The sequence below is a fragment of the Sulfitobacter undariae genome, assembly GCF_014196805.1.
Classification (GTDB): domain Bacteria; phylum Pseudomonadota; class Alphaproteobacteria; order Rhodobacterales; family Rhodobacteraceae; genus Sulfitobacter; species Sulfitobacter undariae.
Genome location: NZ_JACIEI010000018.1, coordinates 41766 through 68733, shown reverse-complemented (window position 1 = coordinate 68733; position 26968 = coordinate 41766). Strand labels below are relative to the sequence as shown.

The 26968-nt window shown below is 53.8% G+C and carries 23 protein-coding genes and 1 riboswitch; of the genes, 9 read left to right on the top strand and 14 right to left on the bottom strand.

Annotated elements, in window-relative coordinates; all coding sequences use genetic code 11:
- Positions 1 to 255 precede the first annotated feature (255 nt).
- From gcvP to GGR95_RS16590, 9 genes are all read right to left on the bottom strand, one after another.
- A complete protein-coding gene (gene gcvP / locus GGR95_RS16630; protein ID WP_184567867.1) occupies positions 256 to 3099 on the bottom strand; it encodes an aminomethyl-transferring glycine dehydrogenase in 2844 nt (947 codons plus the stop codon).
- 12 nt (positions 3100 to 3111) lie between these two features.
- Positions 3112 to 3471 carry a glycine cleavage system protein GcvH gene (gene gcvH / locus GGR95_RS16625; RefSeq protein ID WP_184567865.1) on the bottom strand — a complete coding sequence of 120 codons (360 nt, stop codon included), beginning with the start codon at positions 3469 to 3471 and terminating at the stop codon, positions 3112 to 3114.
- A 15-nt stretch (positions 3472 to 3486) separates the two neighbouring features.
- A complete protein-coding gene (gene gcvT, locus GGR95_RS16620; protein WP_184567863.1) occupies positions 3487 to 4560 on the bottom strand; it encodes a glycine cleavage system aminomethyltransferase GcvT in 1074 nt (357 codons plus the stop codon).
- A 150-nt stretch (positions 4561 to 4710) separates the two neighbouring features.
- Positions 4711 to 4804, bottom strand: a riboswitch (glycine riboswitch).
- A 172-nt stretch (positions 4805 to 4976) separates the two neighbouring features.
- Positions 4977 to 5801, bottom strand: a complete 825-nt coding sequence (locus GGR95_RS16615; protein ID WP_184567861.1) for a sugar phosphate isomerase/epimerase family protein — start codon at positions 5799 to 5801, stop codon at positions 4977 to 4979.
- A 142-nt stretch (positions 5802 to 5943) separates the two neighbouring features.
- Positions 5944 to 6813 (bottom strand): ABC transporter permease, encoded by an 870-nt coding sequence (locus tag GGR95_RS16610; protein ID WP_184567859.1) that lies wholly within the window; start codon positions 6811 to 6813, stop codon positions 5944 to 5946.
- 10 nt (positions 6814 to 6823) lie between these two features.
- Positions 6824 to 7753, bottom strand: coding sequence for an ABC transporter permease (locus GGR95_RS16605; protein ID WP_184567857.1), 930 nt, complete (start codon positions 7751 to 7753; stop codon positions 6824 to 6826).
- A gap of 34 nt (positions 7754 to 7787) precedes the next feature.
- Complete coding sequence (locus GGR95_RS16600; protein ID WP_184567855.1) at positions 7788 to 8771, bottom strand: ABC transporter ATP-binding protein; 984 nt, start codon at positions 8769 to 8771, stop codon at positions 7788 to 7790.
- On the bottom strand, positions 8768 to 9760 hold the full coding sequence (locus GGR95_RS16595; protein WP_184567853.1) for an ABC transporter ATP-binding protein: 993 nt from the start codon (positions 9758 to 9760) through the stop codon (positions 8768 to 8770). Before GGR95_RS16595 ends, GGR95_RS16600 begins: the two co-directional genes overlap by 4 nt.
- A gap of 65 nt (positions 9761 to 9825) precedes the next feature.
- On the bottom strand, positions 9826 to 11454 hold the full coding sequence (locus GGR95_RS16590; protein WP_184567851.1) for an ABC transporter substrate-binding protein: 1629 nt from the start codon (positions 11452 to 11454) through the stop codon (positions 9826 to 9828).
- Between the two features lie 405 nt (positions 11455 to 11859).
- Between GGR95_RS16590 and GGR95_RS16585 the strand changes: the two genes are divergently transcribed.
- From GGR95_RS16585 to GGR95_RS16545, 9 genes are all read left to right on the top strand, one after another.
- Positions 11860 to 12453, top strand: coding sequence for an NAD(P)H-dependent oxidoreductase (locus GGR95_RS16585; RefSeq protein ID WP_184567849.1), 594 nt, complete (start codon positions 11860 to 11862; stop codon positions 12451 to 12453).
- A 119-nt stretch (positions 12454 to 12572) separates the two neighbouring features.
- Positions 12573 to 13583 carry an ABC transporter substrate-binding protein gene (locus tag GGR95_RS16580; protein ID WP_184567847.1) on the top strand — a complete coding sequence of 337 codons (1011 nt, stop codon included), beginning with the start codon at positions 12573 to 12575 and terminating at the stop codon, positions 13581 to 13583.
- 82 nt (positions 13584 to 13665) lie between these two features.
- Positions 13666 to 14454, top strand: coding sequence for an ABC transporter ATP-binding protein (locus tag GGR95_RS16575; RefSeq protein ID WP_184567845.1), 789 nt, complete (start codon positions 13666 to 13668; stop codon positions 14452 to 14454).
- A complete protein-coding gene (locus tag GGR95_RS16570) occupies positions 14454 to 15311 on the top strand; it encodes an ABC transporter permease (RefSeq protein WP_184567843.1) in 858 nt (285 codons plus the stop codon). Before GGR95_RS16575 ends, GGR95_RS16570 begins: the two co-directional genes overlap by 1 nt.
- Before the next feature lie 5 nt (positions 15312 to 15316).
- Positions 15317 to 17182 (top strand): bifunctional metallophosphatase/5'-nucleotidase, encoded by a 1866-nt coding sequence (locus tag GGR95_RS16565; RefSeq protein WP_184567841.1) that lies wholly within the window; start codon positions 15317 to 15319, stop codon positions 17180 to 17182.
- Positions 17183 to 17197: 15 nt separating this feature from the next.
- Positions 17198 to 18010 (top strand): creatininase family protein, encoded by an 813-nt coding sequence (locus tag GGR95_RS16560; RefSeq protein WP_184567839.1) that lies wholly within the window; start codon positions 17198 to 17200, stop codon positions 18008 to 18010.
- Complete coding sequence (locus tag GGR95_RS16555; protein ID WP_184567837.1) at positions 18007 to 19290, top strand: amidohydrolase family protein; 1284 nt, start codon at positions 18007 to 18009, stop codon at positions 19288 to 19290. The genes GGR95_RS16560 and GGR95_RS16555 overlap by 4 nt, the downstream gene beginning before the upstream one ends.
- Positions 19280 to 20662 (top strand): FAD-binding oxidoreductase, encoded by a 1383-nt coding sequence (locus GGR95_RS16550; RefSeq protein WP_221384967.1) that lies wholly within the window; start codon positions 19280 to 19282, stop codon positions 20660 to 20662. Before GGR95_RS16555 ends, GGR95_RS16550 begins: the two co-directional genes overlap by 11 nt.
- A gap of 166 nt (positions 20663 to 20828) precedes the next feature.
- A complete protein-coding gene (locus GGR95_RS16545; protein WP_184567835.1) occupies positions 20829 to 21248 on the top strand; it encodes an antitoxin Xre/MbcA/ParS toxin-binding domain-containing protein in 420 nt (139 codons plus the stop codon).
- Positions 21249 to 21325: 77 nt separating this feature from the next.
- Here GGR95_RS16545 and GGR95_RS16540 read toward each other — a convergent pair whose 3' ends face one another.
- The 5 genes from GGR95_RS16540 to GGR95_RS16520 form a co-directional block, all read right to left on the bottom strand.
- Positions 21326 to 22009 carry a pentapeptide repeat-containing protein gene (locus GGR95_RS16540; RefSeq protein WP_184567834.1) on the bottom strand — a complete coding sequence of 228 codons (684 nt, stop codon included), beginning with the start codon at positions 22007 to 22009 and terminating at the stop codon, positions 21326 to 21328.
- A 165-nt stretch (positions 22010 to 22174) separates the two neighbouring features.
- Positions 22175 to 22831, bottom strand: coding sequence for a membrane protein YczE (yczE, locus tag GGR95_RS16535; RefSeq protein ID WP_184567832.1), 657 nt, complete (start codon positions 22829 to 22831; stop codon positions 22175 to 22177).
- A 317-nt stretch (positions 22832 to 23148) separates the two neighbouring features.
- Positions 23149 to 24171, bottom strand: coding sequence for an amidohydrolase family protein (locus GGR95_RS16530; protein WP_184567830.1), 1023 nt, complete (start codon positions 24169 to 24171; stop codon positions 23149 to 23151).
- A gap of 392 nt (positions 24172 to 24563) precedes the next feature.
- Positions 24564 to 26543: a TRAP transporter permease gene (locus tag GGR95_RS16525; protein WP_184567828.1), complete on the bottom strand. Its 1980-nt coding sequence runs from the start codon at positions 26541 to 26543 to the stop codon at positions 24564 to 24566.
- Complete coding sequence (locus GGR95_RS16520) at positions 26543 to 26956, bottom strand: DUF1850 domain-containing protein (protein WP_184567826.1); 414 nt, start codon at positions 26954 to 26956, stop codon at positions 26543 to 26545. The genes GGR95_RS16525 and GGR95_RS16520 overlap by 1 nt, the downstream gene beginning before the upstream one ends.
- Positions 26957 to 26968 lie beyond the last annotated feature (12 nt).

Sequence of the window (26968 nt, the reverse complement as noted above, 5' to 3'; positions counted from 1 at the left end):
CAAGAATCAAACCCAGAATCAGGAATCGCTGAACACCGGACCGCACAAAAAACTCTCAGCATTGAAGTTTAGAACGTGAAAGGAGGCGGGGGCTGGGTGCCCTTGGCACTACAGGCGGGCTCAGTCTGACCGCTTATACGTCATGCGATTTTCAGATCGTCAGGATTTGGCCTTATAAGGAACAAACCTGCGCGCTGTGGCTTATGTAGAAAAGGACAGACCATGTGTACCACGGCCTGCCCTATCTTGGGTTTGTTATTCTGCCGCCTCGACGTAATCGTCCATCGGTGGGCAGGTACAGTTCAAATTGCGGTCACCCCATACATTGTCCACGCGGTTTACAGGTGGCCAGTATTTGTCGACCCTGAACGATCCCGCAGGGAAGCAACCTGTTTCACGGCTATAGGGACGATCCCAATCGCGGACCAAATCTTCCATCGTGTGTGGCGCGTTTTTGAGAGGGTTGTTAGCCGCATCCATTGTGCCTTCTTCAATCGCACGAATTTCAGCGCGAATGCCCAGCATCGCATCACAGAAACGGTCTAACTCTGCTTTTGTCTCGGACTCAGTAGGCTCTACCATTAAGGTACCAGATACAGGCCAAGACATTGTCGGCGCATGGAAGCCGCAATCGCTGAGACGTTTGGCGATATCATCCACGGTTACATTTGCGCTTTCGGCAAAGGGGCGCGTGTCGATGATGCATTCATGTGCCACACGTCCACTTGGACCTTTATACAAGATCTCAAATGATCCCTCGAGCCGTTTGGCGATGTAGTTGGCGTTCAGGATCGCCACGCGGGTGGCTTGGGTCAGGCCGTCGCCGCCCATCATCAAGCAATAGGCCCATGAAATCGGTAACAAGGAAGGCGAACCGTAGGGTGCAGCGCTCACAGCGCCTTCGCCAGTGTTCGGATCACCGGGCAGATGTTTGATCAAGTGTTCCTTCACACCAATCGGCCCCATGCCGGGTCCGCCGCCGCCATGCGGAATGCAAAAAGTTTTATGCAAGTTCAGGTGGCTCACGTCGCCGCCCAAATCACCCGGACGGCTAAGACCCACCATCGCGTTCATGTTCGCACCGTCAATATAGACCTGACCGCCTGCTTCATGCACGATGTTACATACATCAATCACGGTTTCTTCAAACACACCGTGGGTCGAAGGGTAGGTGATCATGCAGCCCGCCAGATTGTCTTTGTGCAGCTCTACCTTGGCTTTGAAGTCTTCATAGTCGATATCACCATTGGCCGCAGACAGAACAGGCACAACCTTCCAGCCGACCATCTGCGCCGAAGCAGGGTTGGTGCCATGGGCGCTCATCGGGATCAGGCAAATGTTGCGCTGATCGTCGCCATTGGCGCGGTGATAGGCGGCAATGCTCAGCAGGCCCGCATATTCACCCTGTGCACCCGAATTGGGCTGCATCGAAATCGCGTCATAGCCCGTCACATCACAAAGCTTCGCGGATAAGTCCTCAATCATCTGGGCGTAACCTGCGGCTTGATCCTTGGGGCAGAAAGGATGCAACAGCGCAAACTCACGCCAGCTCACTGGCATCATTTCCGCAGCCGAGTTCAGCTTCATCGTACAGGACCCTAGCGGGATCATCGCACGGTCCAGCGCCAGATCGCGGTCCGCCAGACGGCGCATATAGCGCATCATTTCGGTTTCCGCCCTATTCATGTGGAACACAGGGTGGGTCAGATAATCAGAAGTACGCACCAAATCATCAGGCAATTGATACTCAGGCGCCTGATCCGCATCACGGTCTGTGATGCCGAAGGCACGCCAAACACTGACGATTTCTTCGGGACGAGTCCGTTCATCCAGCGTGATGCCGATTTTTGTCTCGCCCACAGCGCGCAGGTTGATGCCTTCATCCACTGCGGATTTCATCATCGCCGATTGCAACGGCCCGACTTCGACAGTGATCGTGTCAAAGAACGCTTCTGGCTCAATGCCAAAGCCCGCCTCTTGCAGGCCTTTTGCCAGCAGCACGGTTTTACTGTGAATGCTCTGCGCGATACCTTTCAGCCCGTCCGGACCGTGGAAAACCGCGTAGAAGCCAGCCATGACAGCCAACAGCGCTTGCGCGGTACACACATTTGACGTCGCTTTTTCGCGGCGGATGTGTTGCTCGCGGGTTTGCAGGCTGAGGCGGTAGGCGCGGTTGCCTTGGCTATCGATTGACACACCGACAATACGGCCCGGCATGTTGCGCGCATAGCTGGCTTTTGTCGCCATATAGGCCGCATGCGGACCACCATAGCCGACAGGAACGCCAAAGCGCTGTGTTGTGCCGACAGCAATATCCGCGCCCATCGCACCCGGCTCTTTCAACAAGGTCAGCGACAGCGGATCAGCGGAAATAATGCCAATTGCTTTATATTCATGCAGCTGATCAATCTGTGCGGTGAAATCGCGCAGATGACCGTATGTGCCAGGGTATTGGAAAATCGCACCAAAAACGGTGCTTGCGTCCAGATCATCGGGATTGCCGATGATAATATCGATGCCCAAAGGCTGCGCGCGGGTCTTCATCACCGAGATGTTCTGCGGGTGGCAGTTTTCATCAACAAAAAACGCCGTCGCTTTGGATTTGCCCACACGTTGCGCCATTGTCATCGCTTCGGCACAGGCTGTTGCCTCATCCAACAGCGAAGCATTCGCGATCTCCAAACCTGTCAAATCAGACACCATCGTCTGGAAGTTCAACAAAGCCTCAAGGCGGCCCTGAGAAATTTCAGGCTGATAAGGTGTATAGGCTGTGTACCAAGCGGGGTTTTCAAAGATGTTACGCTGAATCGCGGGAGGCGTGACCGTACCGTGATACCCCTGCCCGATCAGCGAGGTCAGCACTTTGTTCTTGCCGGCAGTCACACGCATGTGGTCCAGCAGCTCGCTCTCGGACATGGCTTTGCCAAATTCAAGCGGTGCCTTCTGGCGGATTTTTTGTGGCAGCGTGTCGTCTATCAACGCCTCAAGGTCTTTCGCCCCCACCACTTTGAGCATTTCCGCCATCTCAGTGGGGCTTGGGCCAATGTGGCGACGGTTTGCAAAGTCATACGGCAGGTATTCGGTGGGGGTGAAAGTCATGTTTTAAATCCCTTAAGAAATGAAGGTTTTGTAGGCTGCTTCATCCATGAAGCCGTCCATTTGGGAAGGGTCGCTTGGCTTGATCTTGAAAAACCAGCCCGCACCAGTGGCATCTGTGTTTGCCAATGCGGGATCATCCGCCAGCGCGGTGTTTACTTCGGTGATTTCCCCGTCAATCGGGGCCATAATATCAGAGGCGGCCTTGACGCTTTCAATCACAACGATCTCGTCGTCTTTGCTGACAGTTGTGCCCACTTCGGGCAGCTCAACAAAAACAATGTCGCCCAATTGCTCGGTTGCGTGGTCGGTGATGCCCACAACAAAAACGTCGCCTTCGGCGCGCAGCCATTCGTGTTCTTCAGTAAATTTCATGGATTTATCCCTGTGTTAGCGTTTGTAGTTATGTGGAGTAAACGGAGGTTTGACGCGGGTCATCGGAATGGATTTACCGCGCAGCAGTGCAAACATCGGCGCATCGGCATCTGCAACATTAACAAGGCCCAAGGCCATCGGGCCATCAATTGTCGGGCCAAAGCCACCAGAGGTGACAGTGCCGATCTCAACCGCATCGGCACTAACCAACGGCGTACCAGCTCGCACGGGACGACCATCGGCCAACAGGCCAATCCGCATCCGTTTGCGCCCCTCTTTGATCTTGGCTGCCAGCGCCTCGGCACCGATATAGGCACCGCCTTCGCGCAGGTCTTTGGGGATCGCCCAAATCAGGCCCGCTTCATGGGGGGTGATGTCTTCGGACAGGTCTTGGCCATACAGGGACAAACCCGCCTCCAGCCGCAATGAATCCCGCGCAGCAAGGCCGATCCATTCAACACGTGCATCAGACAACAGTTTGGCAGCAAGCGCTTCGATCTCGGCCACCGGTGCGGCGATTTCAAAACCGTCTTCGCCCGTATAGCCCGTACGTGAGACAAACCAATCGGCCTTCGGCTCTGTGCCAGACATAAATGTCATCTGCGCTACATCAAAACCCGCATCGGTCAGCGCCGCTTCGGCCTGCGGCCCCTGCACGGCTAGAAATCCACGCGCCAAAGGTAAAACCGCTGCTGTGAAATCTTTGGCCGTGTCTTGGATATGTGCCAGATCCTTGTCCGCACAACCCGCATTCGCCACGATCAAGAACCGCGCATCATCCAGCCGCGTGACGATCAGATCATCAATGATCCCCGCATCTTCTTTCAGCAAAAATGTATATTTCGCCTCACCCAGCTTTTGGGTTGAGGCATCATAGGGGCAGAGCCGCGAGATCAACTGTGCCGCGTCAATGCCCTCAACCTCGATGTGCAGCATGTGAGATATATCGAACAGCCCCACCTGTGCGCGCGTGTGCAAATGCTCTTGTTTGACGCCCAGCGGATAGAACAGCGGCATCTCATAGCCTGCATATTCACCCATTTTGGCGCCTGCATCGATGTGCGTTTGGAACAGTGGCGTTTTTTTCATCTGTATTTCCAGTCTCAAAGCATCGGGTTTGGCCGCACAAAATGCACGGCGTAAATCCCCTCTGTCTTTAGCCTGAGAGACTCGGTGCAAGCGACCTAGCTTGTTCCTTAACACCTTCGGCGCGGGTTAAACCCGACTTTCCAGAGTGCCATAACGTACACGGTCCTTTTGCCTGAGAGATTTCGGGTATTTCACCTTCGGCGGCAGCAAGGTTTAACTTGCTACGCTCTCCCGCGTACGGTCCAGCTTACGCTGGGCAGCAAGTGTGTTCTAGTTGAGTATTTTCGTTCCTACAAGATGTTTCGTACACTGGGAAAACTCATAAACCTGTGCTGTCTGCCCTCATCGGACACGCAAGTTTTCTCCATGCTATAACATGTTAAAAACTTGCGAGCCGAAGAACTGCTTTGCGTAAGTTAACGAGCAAGTCCCAGAGCGTTCAGATAGGCAACCGAAGGCAGAATGCCTGCCTTATCGCGCAATTCGAGGATAAGCCGTGGCTGGCTTGTCAGCTCCTCCAACGCGCGGAACACGGCTTGCCAGCGGATTGTGCCTTCTCCGATTGCCCAGTGGCGATCAGCATAGCCATCAGCATCTTGCAGGTGGATATGCTGCAAACGGTTTGCGGCACGGCGTACAAAATAGTCGACAGGTGCCGCGCCGTTGCTGCCGTGGGCATAATGGGCGTGGCCCGTATCAATGGACACCGCCATTGCCGTCGAATCGAAGCTGTCAGCCAGAGCGCAGCGGATGTCCGTATCGATGTCTTCAATGTTCTCAATTACCATGGTCACGCCACAATCCTCGGCACGTTTAACCACATCTTTCATTGTATCATGACAGTTCTCGATCAACTGCTGATAATTTTCACGGTCAGGTCCATTGTCCAGATTGTTATAGCTCCATGTCGTATAGGGGCTGTGGATAACCATCTGTGTTGCGCCAAGGTATTCGCACACCTCAATCCCTTGCAAATGTTTGCGTGTGTTGAGCGCCCGCATTTCTCGATCAGGGCTCGCGATGTTCAACCCCCAAAACGGACCGTGAATTCCCAACCGGCCCGTATATCCCGCCAACAGTTTGCGTGTTTGATCGGCTACAGTTTTCCAATCACCATTCAGCAGGTCACAGTTGCAAAAATCCTGAACCTCTAAATCGCGGTTTTCGGATAGAATAAAGTCCTGAAGCGTCTCGAGAGTGGCGGTGCTCATCGCGGCGCCCAAAAGTGGCAGGTCAGTCATAGCAATCTCCTTGGGAAGTTTTGAAAATGATACGTTGGTCAGTATGGTGTAAGGGTGGGTAATTTGTTGTCTTGAACGGCCATCGCTTCATTGCCCAAAGATTTCGCGGGTTACGATGGGCCATGATATTCCCTTCGCCTTTTCAACGGATTGTCGGATCAAGCATGTCGCGCAGCCAATCCCCAACAAGGGAGATAGAGAGGGTAGTCATCATGATGACAAAAGCTGGCCCCAGCATAATCCACGGCGCCCGCGTAAGATATTCACGCCCGAAACCGACCATATTGCCCAATGAACTCTCTGGCGGTTGCACCCCTAGCCCCAGAAACGACAGCCCGCTTTCCATCAAGATAATCTCGGGAAACGTAAGTGTCATAGAGACAATAAGCGTCGATGCCACATTGGGCAGAATGTGACGCAGATAGACCCGCGAGGGTTTGGCACCCAATTGCACAACAGCCGATGCATAGCCTTGCGCGCCCGCAGAAATCGCCAATCCCCGCGAAATACGGGCGTAGCGTTCCCAGCCGTAAAAGCCCATCAAACCAACCAGCAAAACCAAAGATGAGCCAAAAAATGCAAGAACAGCGAGGGACAAGATCAAGAATGGCAATGCAGCCTGAAAATCAGCCAACACAAGGATCACATGCTCGACCGTGCCGCGAAACTTTGCCGCCAGAAATCCCAGCGCAGTGCCGAACAAGGCCGACAGGATTGTGGCCCCAAAGGCAATGACCAGCGATATGCGAATTGACTGCATTAAACGTGAAAGAACATCACGCCCCAATTCATCGGTACCCAAAAGATGCCCCGGACTAAGAGGCCCGACAAGCCGTGCAGTCAGGTCCATCTGCGTGATCTCATACGGGCGGATCACATCTGCGAAAATCGCGGTGAACACCATCAACCCCAGCCATACAAATCCGAGAATAACAAGAAACGGTGCTTTTATACGGAGGCGTTGCAGCAAAGAAGGTGCCGAAGCTAGGGGGCGGGTGGCTTGAACAGACATGATGGTTTCCTCAATGCGCAGCAGTTTTGGCCCGCAGGCGCGGGTCCAGAAGGCCATAGGCGAAATCGACACATAAATTGGCGATGACCATGGTCGACGCGATGACCAGCAGCAGGCATTGCACAACCGCAAGGTCCCTGTTCGAGACCGAGACAATCAACAGCCGTCCGATGCCGGGCCATGAAAAGATGCTTTCAACAACGACGGCCCCCGCGATCAGTGACCCGACCATAAATCCAACAATTGTGACAATCGGGACCGAGGCATTCGGTAACGCGTGCTTCCACACAACATCACGCCAACTCAGCCCTTTTGCCATCGCCGTGCGGATGTAAGGCTGGCCCAATACCTCGATCATCGCCGAGCGCGAAAACCGTGCAAGGATGCCAATACCGCCAACCGACATCGTCAAAATAGGCAAAATTGCGTGGCGCCAGCTGTCTTGCCCTCCAGAAGGGAGCCAGCCCAACGTGACCGCGAAAATCAGCACAAACAAAAGCCCCAACACAAAGGAGGGGATGGTGAAGCCAAAGATCGACAACATAATAACACCGCGATCAGCTAATGTTTGACGGTGCAACGCGGCATAGACACCGGCAGGAATACCGATACCAAGCTGGATAATCATCGTCGGCACAGTCAGCGCCAAAGTGGCGGGCACCCGTTCAAGAACCAAAACAATCGCAGATGACCCATCCCGCATAGACACGCCAAAGTCCAAACCTGCGATGGATTTGAGATACGCAAAATACTGCTTCCAGATCGGATCATCCAACCCCCATTTTGCACGAAAGGCAGCGACGCTGTCCGTAGGCGCATCTGGCCCCAGCAGAATGGCCGCTGGATCACCAGACATGCGTAAAACGATGAAGGCGAAAGTCATCACCAGCAAAATAGTCAGGATCGCCCGCAAAAGGCGGGTCAACATATAGTTCAACATACTCAGATCTTCTTTTGACTAAGACAGCGGGGATTCACGCGGCAACTTCCATCGATTTTTTGCTGACCAAGTGGCAAGCAGCACAGCGGTTCGCAGCGATGTTTTCCAACAGTGGCACCGCCTGCGCGCAGGCAGGCTCTGCCACGCCACACCGCGGGTGAAACGCACAGCCTGTTGGCCGCTGCGACGGGCTGGGGGGCTCGCCTTTCAGCAATATGCGCCCTTCCAAACGTTTTCCGGGGATCGGCACCGAAGACACCAAAGCTTTGGTATAAGGATGTTGCGGGTTCGCGAATATCTCGTCTGATCCGGCTTCTTCAACGATCCGGCCAAGGTACATCACCGCAACGCGGTCACAGATGTTACGGACAACTTTCAGGTCGTGACTGATGAACACCATTGCGATGCCGTGGTCTTCTTGTAGATCACGTAACAGGTTGACGACCTGCGCCTGAATAGAAACATCCAGCGCTGAAACAGGTTCGTCGCACACCAATAATCGCGGCGAGGTCGCCAAGGCACGGGCGATGATCACACGTTGTCGTTGTCCGCCAGACAACTCATGGGGATAACGAGCGCCCTGATCCTGACGCAGCCCCACTTGTGCCATCAACGCTTCGACACGTTCTAGCCGTTCGGCACCTTTGGCGATGCCATGAATTTCCAACGGTTCGCCGATCTGATCTGCAATGGTCAGCCGCCTGTCCAGCGCCGCCAGCGGATCTTGGAACACCAACTGCATCTGCGCGCGCAGGGCGCGCCATTCAGGCGTGTGAATTGGCGGCATCGGCGTGCCATCAAACTGAACATGGCCTTCGGTCGCAGGATCGATACCCAACAACATCCGCCCCAGCGTCGATTTCCCCGATCCGCTCTCGCCAACGATACCCAGCGTTTCGCCCGGTGCCAGCGTCAGATCAACGCCATCAACAGCGCGCACAGAGGTTGCTTTCTTGAACAGGCTTTTTTGCCCTTCATAACAGCGCACCAACCCTTCGGCCTTGAGCAAAGGTGTCATGCGAATATCCGATCTTCGGTTGCGTTTCCTTGGGGGGCTACCGGCGCAACCGGATGGAAACATGCCAAATTCCGCGCATCCGGTTGCGGCTTTAGCTCTGGCGCATGTGCTTGACAAAAATCTGAAGCTTTGGTGCAGCGGGGGGCAAATGCGCAGCCCGACGGCAATGCGCTGGGATTTGGCACCGTGCCATTAATCGGGATCAACCGATCACGACCACCGTCCAGCCGTGGAATGGCATCAAACAACCCTCGCGTATAGGGGTGGCGCGGCGCGTCAAACATCGGGCCGATTTCGCCACTCTCGACGATCTTGCCAGCATACATCACATTGACGCGGTCACAGACAACGCCGACCGCGCCCAGATCATGGCTGATAAAGACCATTCCCATATCCATTTCACGCCGCAACATCGCCAGCAGATCAAGAATTTGCGCTTGAATGGTCGCATCTAACGCTGTGGTTGGTTCATCCGCGATTAACAGATCAGGTTCGCCAGCAAGCGCCATTGCGATCATCACACGCTGGCATTGTCCGCCAGAAAATTCATGCGGATATAGATCAGCGCGCTTCGCCGCATCCGGAATGCCAACCATATCCAACAAGCGGATGGTTTCCACCCGCCCCGCGCGGCGATCCAGCCCGCGATGCAAGGTCAGGCTTTCTCCGATTTGGTGGCCAACAGTGCGAACAGGGTTCAGAGAAGATGAAGGGTCTTGGAAAATCATCGCGATCCGACCACCGCGCACGGCTTCTACTTTCGGGCGCGGTGCGTTGATCAGTTCATGGCCCTCAACAATGACCGAACCCGAAACGCTCGCTTTACCCGGCAGCAGACCAAGTGCCGCCAACCATGTCACAGATTTTCCGCAACCAGATTCGCCGACAAGCCCCACAGCTTCACCGCGTGCGACATCCAGATCAACCCCGTGCAAAACCTGAACACCGTCAAATGACACTTTGAGGTCGCGAATGGATACATAACTCATAGTAAGTTCCTAACAAGCAGCAGCGCGGCAGGTGATCCGCCGCGCTGCATCGTTTCAGATCAAGCTTAGGAAGCGCGCCAGTTTTCAGCGCGGAAATCCATGGCAAAGGCGGGGGCCGCTTTCCATTTCAGTTCGGATTTCATGCCTGTGAACACGCAGTTCTGGTGCAGTACTTGGAAGGCCGGATCTTCGCGCTCGGAGATTTCCAACATACGGGCAAAGGCTTTTTTGCGCGCAGCACGGTCAACGGATTTTTGCATGAAGTTGGACAGCTCGTTCATCTCAACGTTGCTCCACTCGTCACGCTGCTGTTGCAGGCCGTTGGGACCATGCTGGGCAACAATTGAGGAAACCGGATCGTTGAAAGAGGCAGAGTTGGACCAGTCACGGATGCCGCGCGTTTCAGTGTCTTCCAGAACCTGACCCCAGTTTTCAACCATCTGGATTTCAACGTTCAGTCCCGCTTGCTTCCACATCTCAACCATGATCTGCGCATTGGAGACTTGGTTAATGTAGTAGTTGTTCAATACGCGGAACGGGATTGCATCGCCCTTATAGCTGGACTGCTTAACAAGATCGGATGCCAATTTCAGATCGAATTCCGGCGCTGTCCACCCTTTGATGAACATATCGTCATAGAATTCCCACTGAAGGCCCGCTGGCACGACAGTCTGACCATCCCAGAGCGCATCAACAATCAGTTGACGGTCAATCGAGTGTGTCATCGCGCGGCGGATCAGCGGATCTGCAATAAAGTCGTTGGTCTTGTCGAACACCTGAATGCGGTGGTTCAAAATGGTTGACCCCTGCACTTCCAGCCCGGCAGTGTTGCGCACTGTATCCAATTGATCTGGCGGCAAATCGCAAGCGAAATCATATTCGCCTGACAGCAAGCCATTCACGCGGCTGGCAACTTCTGGCACTTCAACAAAGCGGATTTGCTCAAGTGGCGGGCGGCCACCCCAATAATCATCATGCGCAACCAGTGTCAGGGAGACATCGGGGCGATATTCCAACACTTTGTAGGGGCCCGTTGTGACAGGCGCATTTGCCCATTCGGCATATGTCGCGGCTTCATCCCATGCGCGGCGGCTGGCAATCTGCGAACCAAAGGCAATCAAACGGCCCTCAAGCGTAACATCAGGCGAAGCGTTGTGAAAACGTACTGTGTATTTATCAACCGCCTCAACACCGCGCAACGCAGGCCACAAACGACGTCCAACACCCGGCACATTTGCAGGCAGTTCTTTGTCTGTCTTTGGTTTGAAATCATCCGCATAAAGTGTCGCGCCACCATCAGGTTGGGTGCCACCGAAAACGCGCTCATCGGAGAAAGAGAAAACCACATCGTCAGCGGTAACTTCGTCACCATTGTGGAATTTTACTCCCTGACGCAGTTTCAACTCGATTGTTTTGTCGTCCAGACGTTTCCATTCGGTTGCCAGCCCCGGCACACCACCTTGGTCACCCATCCAGTTACGGTTGATCAGGCCTTCCCAGAGATTCGGAAAAAAGACGCGTTCGCCGACGTTGGATTGCTCATTCCAAATATCCAGCGTGTTGTTATTGGTGATCTTCTGAACAGCAACCGTAATCGAGCGGCGTTTCGCTTGCGCGTATCCCCGCATAGGGAGAGCAAACGAGCCCGCAGCGGCCCCTAATGCGCCGAGCGCTTGACGTCTTTGAATGAGCATTGGCTTTACCTTCTGTGAAAAATTGCCCCCGAAAAGTCAGGGCCGTTCTCCAGCAGCTTCTGGGCAATAATCACGACAGCACTGCGACGTTTTCGTTAACCTTTTGTAAATGAGGACATTTCAGGCGACGAAGTAACAGAGCACATGGAAGAAACGCCAAATCAAGTTTGTGGGGCAACTCTGAAATCCTGCAAAATATGCACAATAAAAGTGCACCTTTCAGAAATGCTCGCAAAAGTTTCCACAACATTAACCTGCCTGACTTGACAAAATTACCCCAGCGAAACATTGCTTAATTGTTCCTTTTCCTTGGCTGCCATCACTCTCGCCAAGGCGCTGGAACACCACGCGCCTGAATATATCGGGAGCTGCGGGGATTTTTGGTTTTAGATCAAGGGTTTCCGCTTGCGTACGCTTCTTATATTCGCCCATCCCGTTCCTACCAGCTTTAATGCGGCCGTTTTTGAGGTCACCAAAAAGGCGCTGATTGATGCGGGGCATGATGTCCGCGTCACTGATCTATACGCGGAAGGTTTTGACCCTGTCCTGACCCGCGCCGATCACGAAGCTTATTTGTCCGACACCCAAAGCCTGATTAATAAGGTGCCACAGCACGTAGAAAATCTGCGTTGGGCCGAGGCATTGGTTTTTGTCTTTCCCACATGGTACTATGGCCCTCCCGCCATTCTAAAAGGCTGGTTCGAGCGCGTTTGGCTATCGGGTGTAACCTTTGAGGTTGCACAGAAAAAAGGCGATACCACTTCCTCAAAAATTAAAAACATCCGTCGGTTGATGGTTATCACGACATCAGGCTCTCCCGCATGGTGGATGTTCCTGATCGGCAATCCGTGCAAACGTTTGTTTACCCGCGCCTTGCGGGTGCTGTTCCACCCCACATGCAAAACCACGTGGATGCAGCTGTATGAAATGAACGTTATTGGCGATCCCGAGCGGAAAAAGTTTTTGGAAAAGGTCAAACGCAAAGTATCAAAGATGTGACTGCCATCACATCGATACATGTTTGGCGCACGGATCTGCGCCAAATTTGGCCGTTTCTGGACCCAAGCAAAATGAACTGATCACTTCTACAAAGACCAAATATAAAAGGGGACGTTACTATGACTTTCAAGAAATTCGGCCTTGGTGTCGTTGGCGCAATGTTGGCGGGTACAAGTGTACAAGCTGGCGAAGCCATTACTTTTGGCACGAACTGGGTACCTCAAGCCGAACATGGCGGGTTTTATCAAGCCGTTGCCGATGGCACCTACGCGGACTGCGGCCTTGACGTCACAATCGTTCCAGGTGGCCCAAACGTGAACAACCGTGCGTTGTTGCTGGCTGGTAAAATTGACTTCCTGATGGACGGCAACCTGTTGCAGCCCTTCAACTCTGCCGCCGAAGACATCCCGATGGTTGTCGTTTCCGCCATCTTCCAAAAAGAGCCGCAGATCATTATGACCCACCCCGGCCAAGGTTTGGACACATGGGAAAGCCTGAAAACGGCTGAAACCCTTTTGATCGGCAATGGCGGATACCAGTCATTTTATCGCTGGATGGTCAGCACAGGATTTCGCGATGAACAGCGCAAGCCTTATACCTATAACTCGGCCCCGTTCCTGTCAGATCTGAAAAGTGGCCAGCAAGGGTATGTAACCTCCGAGCCCTACGCGATCCAAACCAATGCCGGATTTGAACCTAACGTCTTTTTGTTGGCGGATAACGGGTTTGACACCTATTCAACCCTGATCGCCACCATGAAGAAAATGGTCGATGAAAAGCCAGAAGTTGTGCAGTGTTTTGTCGATGGGTCTGCCATCGGTTGGTACAATTATCTCTACGGTGACGCGACTGCCGCAAACGAGATGATCAAAGCAGGCAACGCCGAGTTGGGCGATGCCAATATCGAGTTTGCACGCGAGCAGATCGTAAAATACGGCATCGTTGATTCAGGCGAATCCGAAGCAAACGGCATTGGCGCAATGTCGATGGAACGCATTGCCAGCTTCTATGACAAGATGGTTGCCGCAGATGTGATTGAAGCAGGTTTAGATTATGAATCCGCTATTGATCTTAGCTTTGTGAACAAAGGTGTCGGTCTGGACGTCAAAGCCAAGCTGCTAGGCAACTAAACCGATAATCCATACGCCGTCCCATCCAGACGGCGACGAAGAGGCAGGGGTACGCCCCTGCCTTGCAATCCCGAGGGCCCCCATGACCACAAATACACTTCTGTCACTCAAGCAAGTTGGCAAAACCTTTTCAAACGGTACTGTCGCGCTGCAAGACATGTCGCTGGACGTGCAAGAAGGCTCTTTCGTCAGCCTACTTGGTCCCTCTGGCTGCGGGAAATCTACCGCGCTCAAGATCATCGCGGGGTTGGGGAACCTGACCACAGGTAACATGACATGGCCCACCGCAACGGTGGATCAATTGGGTCGGCCCGATCATGAGATATCGTTTGTTTTCCAAGAGCCAACATTGATGCTCTGGGCGACTGTGTTTGACAATGTCTGGCTGCCCCTCCGCCTGAAAGGCGTAAAGAAAAAAGCGGCCCGCGCCGCCGTAGAAGAAGCACTTGAGATGGTCGGTCTGCAAGACTTCGCTACCTCCTATCCACGTGAACTGTCTGGCGGGATGAAAATGCGGGTGTCCATCGCCCGTGCATTGGTAACCCGTCCCAAGCTGCTGCTGATGGATGAACCCTTTGCCGCGCTTGATGAAATCACGCGATCCAAACTAAACGACGATCTGTTGCGCCTGTGGCAAAAGATGAACTGGACGGTGATCTTTGTGACCCATTCGGTGTTCGAGAGTGCCTATCTATCTGACCGTATCGTTGTCATGGCTGCCCGTCCCGGACGTGTGGTGGCAGACATTGCTGTTGATGCGCCTTACCCGCGTGGTGGCGCAGAATTCCGCAGCTCACCAACTTATGCCGAGGCCAGCAACACCGCCTCCAAAGCGCTGCACGCCGCGATGCAATCGGGAGACCACCTGTAATGACAAAATCCGCCCCTAACACCCCCGAAATCCAACTGGACCCAGTTGAGCTCCGCAAAGCGCGAATTGCACGTAATGAACGTATTGGCCGCTGGCTTTTGCCGATCATTGTTATTGTGCTCACCATTGTCGGTTGGGACCTGTTTTGCGTCATCAACGAAGTTCCCCATTACGTCATCCCCAGACCGGGCCGCGTTCTGGAGGCCTTGATCGAAGACTGGTCTTTGCTGATCTCTTCACTTGGCGCGACGCTGGTTATCACCTTTTCCGCGCTGACCCTTGCGATTGTGGGCGGCGTTGGCCTTGCCATTCTCTTTGCGCAATCCAAATGGGTTGAAATGTCGTTCTTCCCCTATGCGATCATGTTGCAGGTCACACCGATCATCGTGATTGCACCGCTGATCTTTATCTATGTGGATTCCAAATTCGCGGGCTTGCTGATTTGCGCATGGATCGTAGCGTTTTTCCCGATCCTCTCTAACACCACCCTTGGCCTGAAATCCGCCGACCACAATTTGGTGGATATGATGAAGCTATACGGCGCATCACGGTGGCAGACTTTGCGCTTTTTGCGCCTGCCTTCTGCCCTGCCCTACTTCCTCGGCGGTCTGAAAATCGCTGGCGGTCTTTCCTTGATCGGCGCGATTGTGGCCGAGTTTGTGGCTGGTTCTGGTGGAGCAGGGTCGGGTCTGGCTTTCCGCATCCTTGAGGCAAGCTACCGCCTGAATATCCCTCGTATGTTTGCAGCAATCCTGTTGATTTCCTTTACGGGTATCCTGATCTTTATGGCGATGAGCTTTCTATCGTGGTTGTTCCTGCACAAATGGCACGAAAGCGCCATCAAGCGGGAAATCTAGACCCCATGTCGTCGACCCCGTTCATGACACCTGCGGAACACGGGGGGCTGCACCTATCCGAGGTCGCCCCCAATCCCGCTGGTCATATCGACCGCCTGTTTTTGCTACAGGGTGGTACAACGTCGCGTATTGTAAATGCTGATCTCCTGCCCGCTAGCAATGCAGCGGGGCGGTTGCGCATTTTTCATTTTAACGACCTGCATAATCACTTGTCTGATCTGTCCGGCCCCACGGCTGGCACACATCGTTTCGCGCAAATGGTCAAACGCGTTCGCGATGCCCGTGCTCAGGGGGATACGGTGCTTTTCTTGTCAATCGGGGATGATCACACTGGCACCATGCTGGATGAATTGATCGGCTGGAACACCGACAGCTTCACCCTTGATCCAAGCTACCGCGCCTATTCTGCAGCTGGGTTAGACGCCTCTGTTTTGGGAAATCATGAGTTTGATCGTGGTTCTGCCCTGCTCGCCAAAGGCATTCACCAAGACGCTGATTTTCCAATCCTCAGCGCAAACGTGCATGGGTCGCAACATTTGGAGATCGGGACGGACTATGCCCCAGCCGCGATTGCGATTGTCGGCGGGCTGCGCGTGGGGATGATCGGATTAACCACCCACGTAGAAACCCGTGTCGGCCAAGCAAGCGACCCCGATTTAGCCGTGGCACCGCCTGTCGCCTGCCTGAACACGGTCCTCCCCGCTATCGCGCCTTTGGTGGATGTGGTACTGATCATGTCCCACTGCGGCTATGGGGATGGTGCACATAAAAGCGGTAAAGCCGCCGAAGTCCGTGACATTGGCGAAGCCGATTTCTCCATTGCTCGGGCTGCGGCCCAACTGACGGATACCCCTGTGATGATCCTTGGAGCGCATACCCACACGCGCCTGAACGAACACGGGCTCACATCTGACAATGTATTTGACGGTGTGCCGATTTTCCAAACCGAATGTAACGGCAAATATCTAGGCGAGGTTGATATCAGCCTGAATACTGGCACGATGACCCTGAACGCCACACGCCTGCACCCGATAAAACCCAATCTACAAGCAACCTCATCGCAAGAGGCTGTTCAGCAGCCTGACGATTATGACGTGCCTTTCCAAGAAACCACAATTGATCCGATCTTGTCCCAAGTCACCCAAGCGTTACGTGCGGAACTGACCACCGTTACCACAAACCGCCTGTCATTCGATGACGCCGTTTTGTCGCGCTATGCAGCTGAATCCGCTTTGGGTAATTTCATCTGCGATACCATCCACCAACGGTTGGCCATTTTGGGACAGCAAGCAGATTTTGCCCTTTTGAATGGCGCGACCCTTCAGGCTGGAATCGAACATGGACCGCTCTCGGCTGGCGATCTGTTCAACGTGCTGCCCTACGCCGACGAAGTATTCATCGTCAAAGTCACAGGCGCACAACTGAACGATATTTTGCAATCAAACGCGCAGCGTCTCCTGCGCCATGATGAAATCGGCAAAATTGATCATACGGGTTTTCTGGCGCGGGGTTTTTTCCACAGCTCGGCCCAGCTCCGTTACTGCGTTGAGCAAGGCGCCTCTGCGGCCCATGCACGCGCCTTTGCTATCACTGTCTGCGGTCAACCGCTGGAAGACCAACTGCACCGCACATTCAACGTCATCATGTCCACATATCTGGCATTGGGTGGATTTGGGGAGCGTTGGAATGGTAAACCCATCAGCGGTGGCGTGCCCGGAGATTTGCAAGGCTATGATCTACGCCCTCTCCCTTCCACGCACACGGGGCTGGTTTTCCGCGACGAAATCGCCATGCAATTACGCAATACAGCCAGCCTAACCGATCAAACCGTTCCCGACGTTGACGGGCGTTTGACCATGACACACATTTAGCAACCGAGGCACCACATGAAACCGAATGATCCTTCCCGCCTCTATTGGGCCAATCACACCAGCGAAAGCCTTGGGCAGATGGTTGCCCGCGATCCTGTTGCCGTGCTGCCTATTGGCGCGATTGAACAACATGGCCCCCACCTACCTTTGGCCGTGGATACAGATATCAATCGGGGGCTGGTCAAAGCGACGGCGGATATTTTGGCCGCCCAAGATTTGCCCGTTTTGTTCCTGCCTACTATGCCCATCGGCAAAAGCACCGAACATCTGGATTTCCCCGGTTCGCTGTCGTTTTCCACCCAAACCCTGATCGCCATGTGGATGGAGATTGGCGAATGTGTTGCGAAAACCGGCATCAAACGGCTGGTGTTTTTCAACAGCCACGGCGGCCAAGTTGCTCCAATGGACATCGTCGCCCGTGACCTGCGTGTGAAACACGACTTGCTTACGTTTTCATGTAACTGGTTTGGGCTTGGTCTGCCCAATGGTCTGCTCACGGAGCATGAAAACACCTATGGAATTCATGCTGGTGAATTAGAAACATCGATGATGTTGGAGCTTCACCCTGATAAATGCCGCATGGAAAAGGCGCAAAATTTCCGCTCGCACATTGAAGACCTGAACGACACAACCCGCCATCTTGGCTTGGGCGCTGGAGGTAAAATCGGGTGGAAAGCCAACGACTTGAACCCGTTTGGCGCATGTGGCGATGCCACGGTGGCAACACCGGAGACTGGCGCAGCAGCAATCAACCATGTCGCAGCGGAGTTCGCCGCCATGCTGCACGAAGTTCATGCCTATGACCTGAGCCAAAGGCCGACAATATGACGCGCCACCTATTGGCAAATGTCGCCATTCCCCCTGCCCTGTCAGACCTTGCGCCAGCAACAGACGGATGGTGCCATGCGGATGTTGTGATTGAGGCAGATAAGATAGCCGCCGTGACACAGACGGGCGTAGAGGACTACGGTGACCTACCCTGCCATGACGCCAAAGGGTCAATCCTGACTTCGGCCTTTGTGGATTGTCACACCCATCTAGACAAAGCGCATGTCGCCGCATTTCATGAGTTTCCTGTGGGGGATTTATTGTCGGCGATCGATGCAATGGCGGTATATAAACAAAGCTGGACCAAGCAAAGCCTCGCCAATCGGGTCGAGTTTTCGCTGCGCTCAGCCTATGCTTACGGCGTGCGGGCCATGCGCAGCCATGTTGATTTCTCCTTAGAAAACGCTCCCTTTATCTGGGAGGTTATGACAGCCGCCCAAACCCAATGGCGCGGGCGGATTGACCTGCAATTCTCGCCGCTTGCTGGCATACCCAACTATGAAGACCCATCGTTTGTCGCTGCAGTTTCAGCAGCCGCAGCACAACAAGGCTGCCTTGGTGTGTTCCTACTCAATCAACCAAATATGGAAGACCTACTGCGTCCTGTGTTTGCATTGGCTTCGGCCAACGGCTGGGATTTGGACTTTCATGTGGATGAAGGGACAGACCCCAACTTGATCGGTCTTGCAGCCGTTGCCAACGTTACTCGCGAGACAGGTTTCAACGGAACCGTTTTATGTGGGCATTGTGTCTCGCTGAGCAGCTATCCAAACGCACAGCGCACCCAAACCATCGCCGCCGCAAAAGAAGCTGGTTTGCATTTTGTGTCCCTCCCCCTGAGCAATCTTTATCTGCAATCACGCGACCCTAACGCGCCGCCGGTATTGCGCGGCATGGCACCTGTTGCGCAACTGGCTCAGAATGGCCTCACCGTGTCGCTTGGCGCTGATAACGTACGCGATGCCTTTTGCGCCTTCGGTGATTTCGATCCGCTGGCGGTACTGGGCATTGGCGCCCAAGTCGCGCATCTAAACGAGCCGCCCCGTGACTGGATGCCACTGATCACCACAAACCCCGCAAAAACGATGAGCCTAGAGTGGGACGGTGTTCTGCGTACAGGCGCGCCTGCGGATCTGGTTTTGCTGGCCGCCCGCAACAGCGGCGAATTTAACATGCGCAACACCGCCCAACGGCGTGTGATGCGGCAAGGACGCTGGATTGATGCCGCGCCTCCTTCCTTTTCAGACCTCACCATCGATGGAGCCTATGATGCCAACTGAGACACTTAACTGGGCCGGTTTTCTTTCCGATATTGAGGGCATCGCATTTACCGATGCGCCGCAGACCGTAAAACTCAAGTCGCGGGATTACTTCTGGTATTCCCCCATCTTAAACCAGAAATTGCGCAAATGCTGGGCCCATATGGTTGTCAGCCCCAAAACCGAAGCCGAGGTGATCACCGTTGCCGCCGCCTGTGCCAAATGGCGCATCCCTGTGACCCCACGCGGCGGTGGTACTGGCAACTACGGTCAAGCCGTGCCGCTGGTAGGGGGTATCATTCTGGACATGACCCAAATGACACGCATCCTAGAGATCGGCACAGGTTTCATCCGTTGCGAAACGGGCATACTAATTGCCGATCTGGATGATGCGGTCCATGTCTCTGGCCAAGAACTGCTGATGTGGCCCTCCACCCGCTCGCAGGCCACAATTGGCGGGTTCATCTCGGGCGGGTCTGCGGGCATCGGATCAGTGCGCCACGGGGTTCTGCGCGATGACGGCAACGTGCGCAGTTTGCGCATTGTCACGCTAGAAGAAACGCCGCGCATCATCACGTTGGAGGGGCCGGACATCCAGAAAGCACACCATGCTTATGGCACTAATGGCATCATCACCGAATTGGAGCTGGCGCTGCAACCCGCAGTCGATTGGCATCACGGCATCGCCCTGTTCGATGAATACACGCAGGCTGTCCAGTTTGGCGAAGCTCTCTGCCGCGAAGATTACGACATCTATTTGATCTCGGTGGTCGATAAAGGCTTTGCGCAGTTTTACGATAAATTAACTGATGTTTTCCCAGAGGGGAAACACGCTGTCTTTTCTATGGTTGGCCCCGATACAATCGAGGCGTTCACCGCAGATGCCGCCACACATGGCGGCCACGTATCATTGATGATGAACGACACAGAGATTGAGCAGGCCAAACTGCCGCCAGCCTATGAATGCTCTTACAATCACACCACGCTTCAAGCCCTGAAAAAAGATCGAAGCTGGACTTACCTACAGGTCGCTTATCCGCAGCCTTATGACCCTGCGGCAGATACCACGATGCTGGCTGAATATGGCGATGATTTGTTGCGCCACCATGAGTTTGCACGTGAACGTGGTGAATATCAGTTGTTCGCGATTCCACTTCTCAAATTCACCACAGCAGAAAAACTCTATGAAATCACCGCACGGTATGAGGAACTTGGCTGCACCGTGTTCGACGCCCATGTGTACACAATTGCCGAAGGCGGCATGAAGCAAGTCGATCCCGTCCAGATGGCGTTTAAGGCTGAGGCCGATCCATATGGCCTGATGAACCCCGGCAAAACCAGCGAAGCCGAAGCCGTTGCCGTTTTGGGAGGTTCGGGAGACGCCCTACCTTAAGGTCAGGACCAATTAACTGGTTAAGCTACCGCATCGACTGGAAATCAGCCTGCCACTACGGATACCCGTAGACTGGAGATACTCATCGGACTGGGACATTTCATTTGAGAACGGGTTGTGATGTAACGCCATAGCTGTCAGGCCCGCAGTCAAAGGGAGACATTCTATGACCAGAAACCTCACGCGCACGACCCAAGACGCCAGAGTCTCAGAGCTTTTGGGATTGGGCGAGGAAATTGACAGCTCTGCGGCGCTTAATACCCAAGTCGCAGACGGCTTACCCGCGACATCCATGGATAGTATTTTGCAAACAATAGATGCGCAGGCGACGATCAAAATCATTCCAGAAAGAGCGCTCCGCCAAGCAAAGCTTAAAAATACCCCTCTCAGCCCGGCAAAAAGCCAAATACTCTACGACTTTGCGCGCGCTTATGTTGTTGCCGACAGGATTTACGACGGGAACAGCGCATTGATCATGCGTTTTTTGGAAAAGCCTCATAACGCGCTTGATGGCGCGGCCCCCTTAGCCATCGCAATTTCAAGCCCCGCTGGTGCGGACGCCGTTATAGACTTACTTGAGCAGTAACCTGTGCCTCTCCGCGCCCAGTTGTTGCAACACCGGCAGAACGCACTGATGATTAACTCAAAGCCGTCGTGGGTATTCTAAAGTACCTGTAGGCCAAGCTGGCTCAGAAGAGCGGCGGCTTGGCGCTTTGAGATTATAGCCCCCTTAAAAAGCCGAGCATCAGTGAGCTTGACGCCACCCAAATCAGCGCCGCGCAGATCAGCGCCCTCAAAACGGCATTCCGGAAGATGCGCATCACGGAGGGAACACTCCTCAAAGACAGCCCCCCTGAAATCACACCCCCTCAGGTCAGCTTCGCTAAAATCAACCTCCTTGAGTGTCATTTTACGAAATGAAAATCTGGGTAGAACGGCAAGGACCAACAACACCCCTTCGAACGACAGGTCCAATACACGTGCATCTGTAAAATCAGCGCCTATCATCTTGCAGTGAGCGATCTTAGTGTCCGTAAGCATAGCCCCCTTAAAGCTGGTGTTGCTGAAATCGCCGCCCTCTATCACTGTTTCCATTAGGCTGGAGCCAACAAAGCTACTGCTTGCGGCTCGGCAATTGATGAATCTAGCTTCGTCCAGCCTTGCGCCGTTAAGAGACGCGTGAGCCAGACTGCAACGCACGAATTGCCATCCGGACAGGTCGATATCCGAGAGGTTTAGTTCCGTAAGATCGCAATCTTCCAGCACCGCTGTGGTGCCTGACTTACTGATCGCTTCAAGCTCGGCCCGCTGGGGGGATTGACCCGTCAATGTGAGTTTTTCATCCATAGGGGCATTTTGCAAATGAAGCCCACATAAACAAGTCTTGTTCAGACGGGCCAACGCGAAATGGGATGTTATTCACCTGACACTCTTGAGACACGTCCAGCAGTTTAGGCGGATCAAATTGATCAACGCAGGGACCACGACAACCTACCTATAGCCCCAGTGATATCAGTGCTTGGCGCTGCAATATTGTATGGCTTGCATCCCGATTGCGACGGCTGGTCCAATCCCCAAGGCAAAGAAAACCGTGCCTAAGCCAAGCGTACCACCCAACATCCAACCGATTAAAACAACCGTGACCTCAAGAAACGTGCGCACCACAGCTATGGGAAGGTTTGTGACAGATTGAAGCCCCGTCATGAGACCATCTCTGGGGCCCGGTCCTAAGTTCGCGATCAGATATATCGCACCTCCAAACCCCGTGACCAAAACCCCGACCATCGCCAAAATGACATTCGCGATATAGCTCTCGAATGTCGGTAACAAGGGCAGTATGAATTCCAGTACCAAGGCGATAATGACCGCATTAAGAATGGTTCCAATACCCGGCACCCGCCTGAGGGGAATCCACAAGACCAAAACCATTACACTGATAACAAAGGTCGCAAAGCCAAGGCTCCACCCTGTTAAATAGGTCACGCCTTCCGCGAAAACGGTCCAAGGGCTAACCCCAACGCCCGCTGTGATAAGCAATGCTTCGCCAAGGCCAAATATCACCAATCCAATGACTAGGAATACGACAGATTTCAAAGGTGGCTTCAGGGTGAACGCTTTGGGCGAACTCCATCCCAGCTTTGGAACTGATGTGATCGAAAAAAAACTCAAAGTCAGCTCCACGCAAATGCACCAATCGTTTTCAAACCATGCCTGATGAGATAACATTCAACAAGGTCACCATTTTCAGAACGTGCCAGAAATCCGAATTGATTTTGATGGGATTTTGGATGGTCTTATGACGGTTCCATCCCGATCTCACGCAAGCAGTGTTTGCCATGACATTGACAGGCCCGAGTGACTTTCTTCAGGCGGGTCTACTCAGCCATTTCCGTTTCCTGATGATATGCAACCACCAGAAAGGCTTGGAAAATGCGCTACATCGGCACCATACGTTATTCGGTGAACACTTTAAGAACGCGTGGACATTAGACAGAGTAGACGCGTTGCGCAGTTCCTGCAAAAAGCATCCTTTTTTCATCCGCGCTATACCCCGAAGCGATCCGCTTAAATGCGTTCCACAACACGGGATAAGTGCAAGTCACCATGTCTACCGGAAAATTACTCTCAAACATGCAGCGTGACGGGCCAAAGGCATCAATGCAGGTTTCGATATACGGGCGCCACGCCTTGGCAAGTTCCTCTGAGGTTGGCGGCCTTTCTCGCGTCTCAAAACCGAAACCACCTAGTTTCATTCCCAAACCGCCAAGCTTACAGGACACATTCGTGGACGCAGCAAGCTCATAAATGTCTGCTTTCCAACCGGCAAAAACCTCGTCTCTCTTGCCCTCATATGCTCCTGAGCCGATGACCCCCCCTACATGATCAAGGATGATATTCGCGTCTGGAAATTCTCTGGCAAGGCTTGTGAGTTCCTTAAGCTGAGTGTGGTAAATCCAACTGTCAAACGACATACCGAGAGCGACTAGGCGCTCAAAGCCTTCGCGAAACTTTGGCTCCAGTAAAACACCCGCTGGTGGGGTGCGTGCAGTGGTGCGCACTGTACCCGTTATGTCATGGACGGTTGACTGCCGAATGCCACGCCATAGTCCTTGGCCCACCTCTTGGTGCATCAATAACACCTCTTCGACACTGGCCCCTTCCATCAGATCGGCTCTACCCACTATGCCTTTGCAAACACCCTTTTTTGAGGCGGGTCCATTTGCTGCTGCACGCGCGAAATCAGCCACAAATTCTGTTTCGCCAAGAGATCGCAACCTTTCGGGGCCGTCTTTTCGATAGGCCTCAGTACATTCCATGTAAACTGTCGCAATCACATTGTGGCCAGCACACAGATCAGCCGCCAGCTCATCCTGAAGGTATCGTGGCAATCGTGGGAGGTCCCACAAGTGGTGATGTGCATCCACTATTTGCAGGTCAGGCTCCAAGATTTCTTCACTATGTAATGAAAGCCATTTTGGATCTGCGGCGGGCAATATGGGGGAAGGCATAGGCGAGGTATCGGATGTCAAAGCGTGGTCCTCCAGATAATAAGGTAAACAAGTGGGCCTGTTTAAATCGCGAGACACTGCATTTGGAGCGTAGGCATCTCAAAAACAAGCGGGACCTCGTTTCTTTAACGCTGGCACAGGTAGTGAAACCGGTCAAGAATATTGAATTTGGTCCGCGAGAGGATTTTGAGGTTTGTCTATCCAGCTTGATCTGCCTTAACTATCGCACCGAATTTTCACGCTCCCTTCAAAACTTCCAGTGCGACATGGGCGGCAGGGCCTTTGTATATACGCGGTGACGCCACCCGTTGCTGCCGTCAGCCTCGCAATCAAAAAAGGGCGGGGTTGTTTCCAACCGCCGCCCCATTGCTACTTCAAAGCCCGTCGTCGCCTCAGCTTTGTTGAAGTTTGCTTTGGTCACGCGACTGCAACCAGTTCAACGTCAGCAACACGCCGATCAACACGGTTCCCACAACTTCGACAGTAAAGTCTGGCCAGAACAAGCAGATGACACCCGGCACCAAAAGAACCCGCATCCAGATCGGCATTGGTGCCCATAAAAAGCCCTCCAACGCAGCGGCAAAGGCCACCAGCCCCAGAATGGCAATGGCCCCGCTCCACAGGACAATCGGGATCGGCCCGCCCATGATGATCTCTTCGTTGAAAACCATAAACAGCGGGATCAGATACAGGCCTTTTGCGTATTTCCATGCCTGAAAACTGGTCTCCATCGGCTTTGATCCTGCGATCGCCGCACCTGCAAAACCCGCAAGCGCAACAGGGGGCGTCACGTTGCTGTCTTGAGAGTACCAGAACACAACCAAATGCGCTATCAATACAGGCACGCCAAACTGCTCGGTCAAGGCTGGACCCACAAGGATGATCAAAACGATATAGGCCGCGGTAACAGGTAATCCCATTCCAAGGATCAGGCTGGCCAGCAACACGAGGATCAATGCCAGCACGATATTGCCACCTGAAAACGCGATCATCATTGCCGAGAACTTGAGCCCAAGCCCTGTCAAGCCAACCACGCCAACCACGATACCCGCAACGGCGCAGGCCATGGAAACCGCAACGGCGTTGCGCGCGCCCAACTCAAGTGAATTGAGGACGATTTTGATCCCGCTTTTACACATGGCTGCAAATTTATCTGCGGTAGGGCCCGTCGTCGCAAAGCGCCACAACGCCCGTGCCGAAGCCGCCGCGAGGATTGACAAGATGGCGTAAAAGCCCACGCGCATCGGTGAATAGCCAGCCACAAGCAAGACAATCAGCGCCACCAACGGCAGAAGGAAATGCCAACCTTCGGCCAGCACATCCCGCACATTGGGCAGGTCTTTTATCTCTAGCCCCTTCATACCCTGTTTTACGGCAGCGATATGAACCAACAGATATACAGTCCCGAAATACAGCACAGCCGGAAAAATCGAGACAAGGACGATTTGTACATAGGGGACGCGGGTGAACTCGCTCATCAAGAAGGCGCCTGCCCCCATCAGTGGCGGCATAATCTGCCCCCCCGTTGAGGCCGCAGCCTCAATACCACCAGCTTGTGCGGGGCGGTAACCCAGCTTTTTCATCAGCGGAATGGTGAACGCACCTGTTGTGACCACGTTGGCGATGGCCGATCCCGAGATCGAGCCCATGCCCGCGCTTGCAATAACTGCCGCTTTAGCAGGGCCGCCCCGCTGCCGACCCGTGGCCGCATAGGCCAGATCGATAAAGAACTTGCCCGCGCCCGTCGCCTCAAGGAAGGCGCCAAAGAGCACAAAAATAAACACAAAAGTTGCAGCCACACCCAGCGGGATGCCAAAAATGCCTTCAGCCCCCAGTGTCATCTGGCTGGCCACCCGCTCAAGCGTATACCCACGGTGGTTCATAATACCGGGCATCCAATCCGCAAGGAACGGCAATTCTCCTCGACCGCCTGCAAAAGCATAAGCAATAAAAAATGCACCGATAAGCGTCATGCCAAGGCCCACGGCCCGCCGTGCGCCTTCCAAAACGACAAGAATCGTCAGGACACCCATAAAAACGTCGATGTTGCGCGGGAAAATCTGATTGGCGATGATATCGATGTTCATCGGCACCCATGCACCAGCAAGAATACCACAAATGATCAAAGCACCATCAATAAGCCAGCCAAACACTCCGCGCCGCTTGTTCGGGCCAAAAACCGGATAGATCAAAAAACACAGAACAAGAATGAACCCCAGATGAATGGGACGCTGGAAAAACAGCCCCAAGGGTTGCACTCCGGCCGCGTAAAGCTGGAACAGCGATAGCGCGATGCCGATGACCGCAATTGCGCGCAGCACAATCCATGGCTGCTGCGCCTCATTTGAGGGAAGTTCAGTGTCAGTTACCATTATTCGGTATTCCTTATCAGTGCGATCCGCACACGTTCGCGGGGTGCCACGGCAGAGAGCGATACAACCGTATCCCCCACTTGCAGGCGATGATCAACGGGGCCCAATCCCGGACGCAACACATAGGCATCCCCCGGAACGGGCTCGTCGATGTCGAGAATAAAATAACCGCCCTGTCCATCCGAAACCTGACGGCCTCGACCGGGGATATGCCCTAGCCCTGCGGCAAAATCAGGGAGATGCGACTTCACCAAAACCATATGCCCTGCCCGGTTTTCGTAGCAATCCGAAACCTCAAAACCTTTGACAGAATGACGCCACAAAACACACCATCCGGTGCCTTGCGGCACTGACAGGCGGGTGATCTCGCTCCCGTCTTCACGGCTGGCAACCAGTTGGTCAGCTTGGCTCATTCCCGCGCAAAG

Bases quoted from the DNA above. Each gene is read 5' to 3' on its own strand.
- GGR95_RS16520 (WP_184567826.1), bottom strand. From the start codon at position 26,956: ATGAGCCAAGCTGACCAACTGGTTGCCAGCCGTGAAGACGGGAGCGAG.
- GGR95_RS16560 (WP_184567839.1), top strand. From the start codon at position 17,198: ATGAAACCGAATGATCCTTCCCGCCTCTATTGGGCCAATCACACCAGC.
- gcvP (WP_184567867.1), bottom strand. From the start codon at position 3,099: ATGACTTTCACCCCCACCGAATACCTGCCGTATGACTTTGCAAACCGT.
- GGR95_RS16545 (WP_184567835.1), top strand. From the start codon at position 20,829: ATGACCAGAAACCTCACGCGCACGACCCAAGACGCCAGAGTCTCAGAG.
- GGR95_RS16530 (WP_184567830.1), bottom strand. From the start codon at position 24,171: ATGCCTTCCCCCATATTGCCCGCCGCAGATCCAAAATGGCTTTCATTA.
- GGR95_RS16595 (WP_184567853.1), bottom strand. From the start codon at position 9,760: ATGAGTTATGTATCCATTCGCGACCTCAAAGTGTCATTTGACGGTGTT.
- GGR95_RS16550 (WP_221384967.1), top strand. From the start codon at position 19,280: ATGCCAACTGAGACACTTAACTGGGCCGGTTTTCTTTCCGATATTGAG.
- GGR95_RS16615 (WP_184567861.1), bottom strand. From the start codon at position 5,801: ATGACTGACCTGCCACTTTTGGGCGCCGCGATGAGCACCGCCACTCTC.
- GGR95_RS16610 (WP_184567859.1), bottom strand. From the start codon at position 6,813: ATGTCTGTTCAAGCCACCCGCCCCCTAGCTTCGGCACCTTCTTTGCTG.
- gcvH (WP_184567865.1), bottom strand. From the start codon at position 3,471: ATGAAATTTACTGAAGAACACGAATGGCTGCGCGCCGAAGGCGACGTT.
- GGR95_RS16525 (WP_184567828.1), bottom strand. From the start codon at position 26,543: ATGGTAACTGACACTGAACTTCCCTCAAATGAGGCGCAGCAGCCATGG.
- GGR95_RS16600 (WP_184567855.1), bottom strand. From the start codon at position 8,771: ATGACACCTTTGCTCAAGGCCGAAGGGTTGGTGCGCTGTTATGAAGGG.
- GGR95_RS16555 (WP_184567837.1), top strand. From the start codon at position 18,007: ATGACGCGCCACCTATTGGCAAATGTCGCCATTCCCCCTGCCCTGTCA.
- gcvT (WP_184567863.1), bottom strand. From the start codon at position 4,560: ATGAAAAAAACGCCACTGTTCCAAACGCACATCGATGCAGGCGCCAAA.
- GGR95_RS16565 (WP_184567841.1), top strand. From the start codon at position 15,317: ATGTCGTCGACCCCGTTCATGACACCTGCGGAACACGGGGGGCTGCAC.
- GGR95_RS16590 (WP_184567851.1), bottom strand. From the start codon at position 11,454: ATGCTCATTCAAAGACGTCAAGCGCTCGGCGCATTAGGGGCCGCTGCG.
- GGR95_RS16575 (WP_184567845.1), top strand. From the start codon at position 13,666: ATGACCACAAATACACTTCTGTCACTCAAGCAAGTTGGCAAAACCTTT.
- GGR95_RS16580 (WP_184567847.1), top strand. From the start codon at position 12,573: ATGACTTTCAAGAAATTCGGCCTTGGTGTCGTTGGCGCAATGTTGGCG.
- GGR95_RS16540 (WP_184567834.1), bottom strand. From the start codon at position 22,009: ATGGATGAAAAACTCACATTGACGGGTCAATCCCCCCAGCGGGCCGAG.
- GGR95_RS16605 (WP_184567857.1), bottom strand. From the start codon at position 7,753: ATGTTGAACTATATGTTGACCCGCCTTTTGCGGGCGATCCTGACTATT.
- GGR95_RS16570 (WP_184567843.1), top strand. From the start codon at position 14,454: ATGACAAAATCCGCCCCTAACACCCCCGAAATCCAACTGGACCCAGTT.